The sequence below is a fragment of the Achromobacter sp. 1011811831 genome, from assembly GCF_059760905.1.
Genome location: NZ_JCBANG010000145.1, coordinates 1 through 9,937 on the forward strand (window position 1 = coordinate 1; position 9,937 = coordinate 9,937).

General features: G+C 68.6%; 11 protein-coding genes. 2 read left to right on the forward strand and 9 right to left on the reverse strand.

Annotation, left to right across the window (positions count from 1 at the left end; translation table 11 throughout):
- Positions 1–33: 33 nt before the first annotated feature.
- Both AC6LJ9_RS29455 and AC6LJ9_RS29460 read right to left on the reverse strand, forming a co-directional pair.
- Positions 34–867 (reverse strand): AraC family transcriptional regulator, encoded by an 834-nt coding sequence (locus AC6LJ9_RS29455; RefSeq protein WP_498150302.1) that lies wholly within the window; start codon positions 865–867, stop codon positions 34–36.
- A 135-nt stretch (positions 868–1,002) separates the two neighbouring features.
- Positions 1,003–2,079 carry an extracellular solute-binding protein gene (locus AC6LJ9_RS29460; RefSeq protein WP_498150303.1) on the reverse strand — a complete coding sequence of 359 codons (1,077 nt, stop codon included), beginning with the start codon at positions 2,077–2,079 and terminating at the stop codon, positions 1,003–1,005.
- A 118-nt stretch (positions 2,080–2,197) separates the two neighbouring features.
- Between AC6LJ9_RS29460 and AC6LJ9_RS29465 the strand changes: the two genes are divergently transcribed.
- A complete protein-coding gene (locus tag AC6LJ9_RS29465; protein WP_498150304.1) occupies positions 2,198–2,515 on the forward strand; it encodes a hypothetical protein in 318 nt (105 codons plus the stop codon).
- Positions 2,516–2,534: 19 nt separating this feature from the next.
- Here AC6LJ9_RS29465 and AC6LJ9_RS29470 read toward each other — a convergent pair whose 3' ends face one another.
- The gene (locus AC6LJ9_RS29470) at positions 2,535–3,698 is read right to left on the reverse strand and encodes an alpha-hydroxy acid oxidase (RefSeq protein WP_212314522.1); all 1,164 of its coding nucleotides are present in this window, start codon (positions 3,696–3,698) and stop codon (positions 2,535–2,537) included.
- 350 nt (positions 3,699–4,048) lie between these two features.
- A complete protein-coding gene (locus tag AC6LJ9_RS29475) occupies positions 4,049–4,945 on the reverse strand; it encodes a phytanoyl-CoA dioxygenase family protein (protein ID WP_498150305.1) in 897 nt (298 codons plus the stop codon).
- Positions 4,946–5,170: 225 nt separating this feature from the next.
- On the opposite strand from AC6LJ9_RS29475, the gene AC6LJ9_RS29480 reads away from it, so the two are divergent.
- A complete protein-coding gene (locus tag AC6LJ9_RS29480) occupies positions 5,171–5,470 on the forward strand; it encodes an acylphosphatase (protein ID WP_103271851.1) in 300 nt (99 codons plus the stop codon).
- Positions 5,471–5,578: 108 nt separating this feature from the next.
- On the opposite strand, the gene AC6LJ9_RS29485 is transcribed toward AC6LJ9_RS29480, so the two are convergent.
- The 5 genes from AC6LJ9_RS29485 to AC6LJ9_RS29505 form a co-directional block, all read right to left on the reverse strand.
- Positions 5,579–6,484: an EamA family transporter gene (locus tag AC6LJ9_RS29485; RefSeq protein WP_498150306.1), complete on the reverse strand. Its 906-nt coding sequence runs from the start codon at positions 6,482–6,484 to the stop codon at positions 5,579–5,581.
- Between the two features lie 98 nt (positions 6,485–6,582).
- Positions 6,583–7,641, reverse strand: coding sequence for a threonine aldolase family protein (locus AC6LJ9_RS29490; RefSeq protein WP_498150307.1), 1,059 nt, complete (start codon positions 7,639–7,641; stop codon positions 6,583–6,585).
- A gap of 5 nt (positions 7,642–7,646) precedes the next feature.
- Positions 7,647–8,381, reverse strand: coding sequence for an amino acid ABC transporter ATP-binding protein (locus tag AC6LJ9_RS29495; protein WP_212314540.1), 735 nt, complete (start codon positions 8,379–8,381; stop codon positions 7,647–7,649).
- A gap of 43 nt (positions 8,382–8,424) precedes the next feature.
- Positions 8,425–9,114, reverse strand: a complete 690-nt coding sequence (locus tag AC6LJ9_RS29500) for an amino acid ABC transporter permease (RefSeq protein ID WP_498150308.1) — start codon at positions 9,112–9,114, stop codon at positions 8,425–8,427.
- A 9-nt stretch (positions 9,115–9,123) separates the two neighbouring features.
- On the reverse strand, positions 9,124–9,873 hold the full coding sequence (locus AC6LJ9_RS29505; RefSeq protein ID WP_498150309.1) for an amino acid ABC transporter permease: 750 nt from the start codon (positions 9,871–9,873) through the stop codon (positions 9,124–9,126).
- Positions 9,874–9,937 lie beyond the last annotated feature (64 nt).

Sequence of the window (9,937 nt, forward strand, 5' to 3'; positions counted from 1 at the left end):
ACGCCGCGCCGTTGCGCCCGACATCGCTCCGCCTTACTTCAACGGCATGCAGATGCAGGTCTGCAATTGGGCGGGCGGAGTCGTGCGCGGGTCGTTCATGTACATCTCGAACATGGGGAAGTCCGCCGGCACCTCGCCGCTGCCGGGCAGCCATTCCGAGAACATCCAGTTGTAGGGCTTGTCCATCTCGTTGTACGGGCCGGTATAGGTCAGGATGGCGCAACGGCCTTGCGGGATCTCGAAGCGTTCCAGCTCGTCGCCCAGGTCGGCGTCGGGCGCGACCGACATGCCGGCCTTGGAGCGCAGCTCGCTGGCCGGCACCTGTTCGGGGTCGTCCAGGTACACGCCGTAGCCGACCGATTCGGGCCGCGCCAGGCCGCGGCTGGCGGCCAGCATGAAGACGCGGGTGAACAGCGGGCAGATCTCCTGGTAGCTGCCGCGATGCGACAGGACCGCCAGCGTGGCGCCGGGAAAGGTCTCGATCTTGATGGGGTACATGCCTAGCTCCTGTGGGTCGAAGGGACGGGAGCGGGCGGCCCGGTAGCGCCCCGGCGAAATGCCGAAGGTCGCGCCGAATGCCCGGTTGAACGCCGCGTCCGACTCATAGCCGGCGCGCTGCGCCACCTCGCGCAAGGAAGCCTCGGGCCGACCCAGCGCCACCGCCGCGCGGTGCATGCGGATGCGCTGCACGGTGGCATTCACCGTTTCTCCCATCAAGGCGCGGTAGACGCGATGGAAGTGGTACGGCGACAGGCAGGCCAGGTCCGCCATCCGGTACAGGTCCGGGTCGGCGTCGGGGTGGCTTGCCAGCCAGCGCAGGACGGGTTCCAGGCGCTGGCCATACTGGTTCAGGGTTTCGGGCTTCATGCGGTCTCCTTGGAACGCACTGTAGCGGCGGCCCATTTGCAGATTTTGCGATTTTCGCGTGCCGGTCGGCACACGCCCAGGCGCCGGAGCGCAGCAGCCCTGCGGCACGGAAGCGCCGCGAGGATTGCCGGCGCGCTAGCGGACGGTCATCTTGTTCCAGCGCGCGTTGAACGCGGGACGGTCGGCGTTGATGCGCTCCCAGTTCACGATCTTGGCGTTGGTCATGTAACCCTGGAAGCGCTTGAACGACACGACATGATCGGGCGGCGGCGAGACGTTCTTGTTCGACGGGAACAGCCCGCCCGTCTCCAGCGCCTTGACCTGCGCCTCCACCGACAGCAGGTACAGCGCCAGCTGCTGCGCCAGTTCCGGCTCGCTGTTGCGGGCCACCACGCACTCGGCCACCATCAGCACCGCCGAGCCTTCCTTGGGCGCGGCGTACTCCACCGGCACGCCCAGCCGCTTCAGGCGCATGATGGCGGTGGGCGACAGCGGAAACAGCGCGGCCTCGTCGGCCTCGACCAGCTCGCCCAGCCGGGCCGAGTCGGGCAGGTATTCCCGCACATTGACCCCGACCGAACCGGGCCAGGCGCGAAAGCCCGGGCCGGTGTCGGCGTCGGTGCCGCCCTGGATGCGGTTGAACATCAGGAAGGCATGCAGGCCGAAGGTGCTGGCGGCGGCGGACTGCATCACCACCTTGCCCTTGTACCGGGGGTCGGCCAGGTCCATCCAGGACGTGGGCGGCGCCCAGCCCTGGCGGGCGAACAGGCGGGTGTTGTAGCCCAGCCCGGTCATGCCGACGTTCAGGCCCACCGCCTTGCGGTCGCGCCGGACGGCGGTGGGATACAGCTCGCGCAGCACCGGGTCGTCCCTGAGCGGCTGGCACAGGCCGGCGGCGACGGCCCGCACCATGACGCCGTCATCGAGGAACATCAGGTGCATGCCGGGCTTGCCCTTCTGCGCCTGGGCGCGGGCCAGCACCTCGGCGGACGTGCCCGGCACCACTTCGATCCGCACGCCCTGGGCGCGCTCGAACTCCGGAAACACGTGCTGCGAATAGGCTTCGGCCATGCCGCCGCCGTTCATGCCCACGTACAGCGTCTTCTGCTGGGCCGGGGCGACGGCCGGGAGCAGGACAGCCATGGCCGCGCCGGCCAACAGCCGCAACGCCTTGCCCAGGCGGACGGGGCCGCCTTGCTTTTTGCTCATCATCGTGACTCCGGAGTGCGTCGGACTAAAGAATACTGCCGCAAACATGACGCCAGGAATGCCGGCCTTGACCCGGACGGCACACCCCGGCGATAGTGGCGGCCTCCTGGGGAGGAACCACATGAAGCCTTACATCGCCGTTCTGGTTGCCGCCTTCGCCCTGACAGGCTGCATGACCATGTCCAGCGTGGAACAGCGCAGGCCTTTGTTCGAATCCGATACCGCCAAACCCTTGGAGGTCTACGTCAACTGCGTGCATGAAGCCTGGGTCGAACTGGGCGGCGCCGACGTGTTTCGGCGCCAGGGCAGCGTGCGCATCCGCAACATCGCCGGCGGCATACTGGACGTCACCGCCACCGCCGGCGGCGCCCGCGCCGTGCTGCGCGAGCCTCCCTTGAGCGGCTTTTCCTTCGGCCAGACGGCGCGGGCCTGTCTCTGATGCCGTCCGGCGCCTTGCCTCAGACCGGATAGGTGCCCGGCAGCAGGATGCTGCGGTCGCCCGGCACGAGCGAGCGGCGGCCGCACAGGGCCATGGTGGTGTCCATTTCCTTGTACAGGATCTCCAGCACGCGGCGCACGCCATCCTGGCCGTAGGCGCCCAGGCCGTAGAGGAAGGCGCGGCCGATCATGGCGCCGCGCGCGCCCAGCGCCACGGCCTTGAGGATGTCCTGGCCGGAGCGCACGCCGCCGTCCATCCAGACTTCGATCTTCGAGCCCACCGCGTCGGCGATGGACGGCACCGCCGCGATCGACGACATGGCGCCGTCGAGCTGGCGGCCGCCGTGGTTGCTGACGATGAGCGCGTCGGCGCCGCTGTTGGCGGCCAGCTGGGCGTCTTCGACGTCCAGGATGCCCTTGAGGATGAGCTTGCCGCCCCAGCGCTGCTTGATCCATTCGACGTCGTCCCAGCTCAGGCGAGGGTCGAACTGCTCGGCGGTCCAGGAGGACAGCGAGGACAGATCGCTCACGCCCTTGGCGTGGCCGACGATGTTGCCGAAGGTGCGGCGCTTGGTGCCCAGCATGCCCATGCACCAGCGCGGCTTGGTCGCCAGGTTGATCAGGTTGCGCAGCGTGGGCTTGGGCGGGGTGGACAGGCCGTTCTTGATGTCCTTGTGACGCTGGCCCAGGATCTGCAGGTCCAGCGTCAGCACCAGCGCCGAGCAGCCGGCGGCCTTGGCGCGGTCGATCAGGTTGCCGACGAATTCGCGGTCGCGCATCACGTACAGCTGGAACCAGAACGGCTTGCCGGTGGCGGCGGCCACGTCTTCCAGCGAGCAGATGCTCATGGTGGACAGCGTGAAGGGCACGCCGAACTCGGCGGCGGCCTTGGCCGCCAGGATTTCGCCGTCGGCGTGCTGCATGCCGGTCAGGCCGGTCGGCGCGATGGCCAGCGGCATGGCCACGTCATGGCCGGCCAGCGTGGTGCGCAGCGAGCGTCCTTCCATGTTCACCGCCACGCGCTGGCGCAGCTTGATCTTCTGGAAATCGCTCTCGTTGGCGCGGTAGGTGCCCTCGGTCCAGGCGCCCGAATCGGCGTAGTCGTAGAACATGCGCGGCACGCGGCGTTTCGCGATTACGCGCAAATCTTCGATGCAGGTGATCGTTGAGAGCTTAGCGGTCATGGCTGGGTCTGTAGAGTGCGGGACGCGCGGCGGAACCGGCGCATGCGCGCGCGCCGCGCGGCATGGCGCGGGCAGGGGCGGAACATCGGGAAGGGCCCGATCGCATGGCGTCCTTGGTTTTTCTTGGAAGAATGGGGCCGCCGGCGGCGGGCGGCCTTGCAGTGCAGCAAGGCCCTGCGGCCCGGCGGCGCCGCCCAGTATACGCGCCGGTGCCGGCGGGCGAGGCCCGCCGGCGCTGCTTTTTCACGGATTCCGCGAGGCGCCGTGCGTGCGGACGACGCACATACGAGGCTTCGGGCGGCCGGGCGTCGAGCTGCCCGGCGCCGGGCCGGCCGGTGCGCCGGACCGCGTCAGCGCGGCCAGACCTTGTTGACCGCGCGGATGGTGGCCCAGGCCAGCCAACGCGGGCTGGTCAGGCGGATGGCCGGCAGGCGCCGCACCAGGTCCACCGCCAGGCCGCCGCGGCGATGCCATTCCTTCTTGCGCGTCTGGCTGTCGGTCCAGCGGCCTTCCAGCCACGGGAATTCGCGGCGTCCCGGCTTGTACACGGGCGGCGTGTTGTAGATCAGGATGTAAGCCAGCCTGGGCGCGTCGGAGGTATTGGCGCCGGTGTGGTGCAGCGTGCGCGCGTCGTGCACCGTGCAGCCGCCCGGCGCCAGCGGCTCGGCCACGGCCAGGTCGCGGGCGAAGTCGCCGCAGCATTCCAGCGGATGCAGATGCTTGTCGCCGCCGGGCGAGCGGTGCTCCAGCACGTCCCACTTGTTGGAACCTGGGATGAACTGCATGCAGCCGTTCTCCAGCGTGGCCGGCTGCAGCGCCAGCCAGATGCTCAGCTCCTTGTAGACGAAGTCGGGCGAGCGGAAGGCCTCGTCCTGGTGCCAGGGCGTCTCGGGCCCGCCCCCGCCCGGCTTGAGCAGCGCGTGCTCGCCATACAGCGCCGCGTCCGGCCCCAGCAGCTGGCGCGCCATCGCCAGGGTGCGGGCGTGGTACGTCGTCTTCAGCAGGTCGGGGGCATAATGGCGCGGATCGTGCAGGCTGGGAAACCGCGCCGGCCTGGAAGGATCGTCCCGGCTGATGAAGTCGTACTGCGCGCCCTCGTTGTAGCCCGTCCTGTTCTCGAACATGTCCATCAGCGTGCCGCGTATGTAGCCCACTTCGTCCTGCGGGCAGATGCCGTCCAGGGCCAGGTAGCCCTGATCTCGGTAACGCGCTGTCTCTGCTTCCGACAACAGACTGGTCTCTTCCATAATGGCCTCTCCAAGCTCGTTCACGAATGGGTTCGCGGGGGTTCCTGCATCGATATCCAAGGCGGGCGCGTCGACGCCGCCTGGTCCTGGCCGGGGCGACGCGCAATATTCTTGACACATGCACTAACGTATCGCTTCGATGCCCGGCGGCCCATAGACCATCCGCATTAGCCCCTGGTGGCGACGGGCCGGCGCTGTTGCGGCGCATCATCTGAAGGAAGAAACATGCAAGACCCCCATCATCCCGACACCCATCTGGAAACCGTCCACGTCACCGTCAGCGGCAAGGTGCAGGGCGTCGGCTACCGCCACGCCACGGTCCGGCGCGCCCATCTGCTGGGCGCGCGCGGCTGGGTGCAGAACATGGAAGACGGCACGGTCGAGGCCCTGGTGCAGGGCACGCCCGACCAGGTCGACCACATGCTGGAATGGCTGCGACGCGGCCCGCCCGGCGCCTGGGTGGCCGAGATCGTCACGCGCCGGGAGTACACCGACAAGCGCTACATCCGCTTCGAACAGCTGTAGGATCGCGCAGCCGGCTCGCCGGGCGACTTAATCCTGCAGGACGAGCCATCGGCCGGGAGCGGGACGGAGACGAAGAACGGGCGCGGCGGCGCGGGAGCCGCCGCCGGATCAGCGGCCGCGGATCCAGCGCCCGCCAAGCTGGTTGACGATAAGACCCGCCAGCACCCCGGCGGCGCCCAGCCATTGCAGCGGCATCAGCGCCTCGCCATAGGCGGCAGCCGCTGCCGACAGGCCCACCACCGGCACCAGCAGCGAGAACGGCGCGATCTTCGCGGCCGGATGGCGCGTCAGCAGGCGCGTCCACAGCGTATAGGCCACCAGCGTCGCCAGCACCGCCAGGTACAGCACCGACAGCGCCTCGCCCCAGCCCATGCCGGCCAGCATGCCCAGCACCGGCTCCCAGCCGTCGATCAGCACGGCCAGCAGCAGGAAGGGCAGCACCGGCGCCAGGCTGCTCCAGGCGATGAAGGCGAAGGGGTCGTAGCCGGGCGCGCGGTTGCTCGCCAGGCGCACGATGATGTTCGACACCGCCCACATGAAGGCCGCGCCCAGCGTCAGGACGAAACCGATCATGGTCATCTGGCCCGGCCCGTCGCCGCGGCCCAGCGCGATCACCGCCAGGCCCAGCGCGGCCACGCCCAGTCCGATCCAGTGATGCCGCCGCGCGCGCTCGCGCAGCAACGGCGCGGCCAGCAGCAACGTGAAGAAGGCCTGCGTCTGGATCACCAGCGAGGCCATGCCGGCGGGCATGCCGGCCTGCAGCGCCACGAACAGCAGCCCGAACTGGCCCAGGCCCTGCGCCAGGCCATAGGCCGCGATCCAGCGCCAGGGCAGCTTGGGCGGGCGCACGAACAGGATCAGGGGAAAGGCCGCCAGCGCGAAGCGCAGCGCGCCGAGCATCATCGGCGACAGGCCCTTGAGGCCCGTTTTCATGACGACGAAATTCAGGCCCCAGATCACCACCACGGCGAGCGCGCAGAGGTAATCCTTGCGGGTGAGGGAGGGGGGAGACATGCGGCATTATCGCATCGCCCGCCCGTCGGCAGGCGATGCAATCGGCGAGGAAATCCGCGTCGCAACCCAGGCCGCAAGCGGCTCCGGGAACAGCCGGTTCAGCTGGCCCGCAGCACCCGGCCGAAGGCTTGCACGGCGCGGTCGATGTCGGCCGCGCCGATGTGGCGATGGGTCACGCAGCGCAGCCGCGTCACGCCCCAGGCGCGGGTCAGCACGCCTTCGGCCGCCAGCGCCTGGACCCACTGCGCGTTGCCCATGCCGGAGTCGGCGGTCTCGACCTGCACGATGTTGGTCTGCGGCACGGTGGCCGACAGGCGCGGATGCAGGCGGTTCAGGCCCTCGCTCAGGCGCGCGGCGGTGGCGTGGTCCTCGGCCAGCCGGCCGCCCATGGTCTGCACGGCCTCCAGCCCGGCGGCGGCCATGATGCCGGCCTGGCGCTGCGCGCCGCCCAGCATGCGGCGCAGCGTGCGGGCCTTGGCCAGCAGCGGGCGCGGCCCGGCCAGCACCGCGCCGACCGGCGCGCTCAGGCCCTTGGACAGGCACAGCGACACGGTGTCGGCGTGCTGCGCGATCTCCAGCGGCGTCACGCCCAGCGCCACGGCGGCGTTGTACATGCGCGCCCCGTCCAGGTGCACCGAGATGCCACGGCTGTTGGCCATGCCGTACACCGACCGCATGTGGTCCAGCGGCAGCACGGTGCCGCCGGCGTTGTTGTGCGTGGTCTCCATCGCCACCAGCGAGGTCTTCAGGCGCATCCCTTCGGTCAGCAGCGCCTCTTCGAGCCGGTTCAGGTCCATGGCGCCGTCCGCGCCCGGCACACAGTGATAGAACACGCCGGTGAAGGTGGCCGCGCCGCGCTCGGAGGTGTACATGTGCGCGGTGGATTCCAGGATGACCTGCTCGTTGCGCTGCGTCTGCGCCAGCACGGCCAGCAGGTTGGCCATGGTGCAACTGGGCACGAACAGCCCGGCCTGCTTGCCCAGCTGCGCCGCGACGTAGGCTTCCAGTTCGCGCACGGTGGGATCACCGTCCAGCGCGTCATCGCCGATCGGCGCGCCACGCATGCGCTCGTACATGGCCTCGGTGGGCAGGGTGACGGTATCGCTGCGCAGGTCGACGGCGTTGGCGGGGCGTGGGGCAGAAGTGTGCTCGGTCATGACTTTCAGTGCTGGAGAATTTTGGAAAGAAACTGACGCGTGCGCGGCGCACGCTCCTCGACATTGCCGAAGAACTGCTCTTTCGGGCAGTCCTCGACGATCTTGCCGCCGTCCATGAAGATGACGCGGTCGGCGACGCGGCGGGCGAACCCCATTTCATGGGTCACCACCATCATGGTCATGCCTTCGCCGGCCAGGTCCGTCATCACGTCCAGCACCTCGTTGACCATCTCGGGATCCAGCGCCGAGGTCGGCTCGTCGAACAGCATGACCACCGGGTCCATCGACAGCGCGCGCGCGATCGCCACGCGCTGCTGCTGGCCGCCGGACAGCTCGCCGGGATGCTTGTCCTTGTGCGCCGACAGGCCCACGCGCTCCAGCAGCGCCAGCGCGCGCTGGCGCGCCTCGTCGCGGCTGCGGCCCAGCACCTTGACCTGGCCCAGGCACAGGTTCTCGGTCACGCTCAGGTGCGGGAACAGCTCGAAATGCTGGAACACCATGCCGGCCACGGAACGCAGCTTGGGCAGGTTGGTGCGCGGGTCGCCGACGGAAGTGCCGTTGACGATGATCTCGCCCTGCTGGAACGGTTCCAGCGCGTTGACGGTCTTGATCAGCGTGGACTTGCCCGAGCCGGACGGTCCGCAGACCACCACCACTTCGCCCTTGGCCACGGCGGTGGTGCAGGCATCCAGCACCTGGAAGGATCCATACCACTTGCTGACCTGCTTGATTTCTATCATCGGAGGATTCGGAGAGGCTTGCATCGTTGCACCTGTTGATAAGCTAGCGCAGCACGCGGGCGCGCTTTTCCAGCCGCTTGACCAGCCGCGAGGCGGTGAAGCAGATCAGGAAATACACCAGCGCCACGAACAGATAGAGCTCCACCAGCCGGCCGTCGCGCTGGCCGATCTTGGAGGCCGCGCCCAGGAAGTCCGTCAGCGACAGCACATACACCAGCGACGTATCCTGGAACAGGATGATGACGCGCGTGAGCAGCGCCGGAATCATGTTGCGAAAGGCCTGCGGCAGCACCACATGGCGCATGCTCTGCCACGGGCTCAACCCCAGCGCAAGGCTGGCCGAGACCTGCCCGCGCGAGATCGACTGGATGCCGGCCCGCATGATTTCGCAGAAGTAAGCGGCCTCGAACAGGGTGAAGGTGATCACCGCCGAATTGAACGCGCCCACGCGCACCGGCGTGGGCGAGCCCATCGCCCAGGCGGCCATGTAGGGCACCAGGAAATAGAACCAGAAGATGACCAGCAACAACGGGATGGAGCGCATCACGTTCACGTAGATGCCGGCCGGCACCGACAGCAGCTTGAAGCGCGACAAGCGCATCATGGCCAGCAACGTACCCAGCGCCAGCCCCATCACGGCGGCCAGCAGGGTCAGCGTCAGCGTGAACGTCATTCCCGTCTTGAACAGATAGGGAAGGGCGCTGGCAATGGCGTCGAAATCGAATTTACCCACGGCGCGCCCCTAGCGACCCTTGCCCGCCGGGCCGATCAGCCCGGGGATGGCCACGCGGCGCTCGAGCATGCGCATGCCCAGCACCACCACGCCGTTCAGGATCAGGTAGACCGCGGTCGCGGCCGAGAACGCCTCGAAGATGTGAAAGCTGAATTCCTGCATCGAGCGCGCCTGGCCGGTCAGTTCCAGCAGGCCGATGGTCAGCGCCACCGACGAATACTTGATCGTGCCCATGAACTCGGACGTCAGCGGAGGCAGCACGATGCGGTAGGCCTGCGGCAGGATGATGTAGCGGTACGCCTGCGCCTCGGTCAGCCCCTGCGCGATGCCGGCCTGGAGCTGGCCGCGCGGCAGCGACTGGATGCCCGCGCGCACCTGCTCGGCCACGCGCGACGATCCGTAGAAACCCAGGCACAGCACCGCCGGCAGGAACTGGCCCCAGGGCTGCGGCATCTGCTTGATGGCCACGCCCCAGGCGTGCGGCAGCAACTCGGGCAGGACGAAATACCAGAGGAACATCTGCACCAGCAGCGGGATGTTGCGGAACACCTCGACATAGGCGGCGCCGGCGAAGTTCAGGGCGCGCGAGCTTGCCGTTCGCATCACGCCCAGGCAGGAGCCCAGCAGCAGCGAGAAGACCCAGGCGATCAGGGACAGCGCCAGCGTCCACCCCACGCCGATCAGCAGCGTTTCCAGGAAGGTATGCACGCCGTCCGGCGACATGTCCAGGAATACGCTCCAGCTCCAGTTGTAATTCATGAATCCGCCTCAAGTTTCGGCGCCGGGCGGCGCCAGACCCCATTGCCGCCGCGCGGCCGTCGCG